The 284-nt window shown below is 72.2% G+C and carries 1 protein-coding gene; it reads right to left on the minus strand.

Translation table 11 applies throughout. The annotated features are described in order from the left end of the window. On the minus strand, nucleotides 1–271 hold a 271-nt coding region (locus E0702_RS16940; protein WP_205742029.1), incomplete at its 3' end, for a hypothetical protein. Nucleotides 272–284: the final 13 nt, after the last annotated feature.

A 284-nucleotide genomic window follows, 5' to 3' on the forward strand; every position in this document is an offset into this window, starting at 1 on the left:
GCAGCCGGTAGCGCAGGTAGGCGTCCGGATCGCCCTCGTCGAGGTCGCCGCGGATATCCTCGCGCACCACCGGCGCGGGCGGGCGCAATTCGGCAAGGCCGATGGGTTTGAAGGCGATCCAGAACACCGCAAGCAGCGGCAGGATGACCACCAGCGCCACGGCAGCGAGCGTCGGGAACAGCAGGCCCCAGGCCAGCCGCGCCTCGCGGCGGGCGAGGGGGCCCATGCCCTTGGGCGGGCGGGCCATGTCAGGTGGAACGGGTTCCGTCATGGCACCCTCCGGT

Origin of the sequence: Halomonas marinisediminis (genome assembly GCF_004347715.1) — a bacterium.
In the GTDB taxonomy this organism is placed as follows: domain Bacteria; phylum Pseudomonadota; class Gammaproteobacteria; order Pseudomonadales; family Halomonadaceae; genus Halomonas; species Halomonas icarae.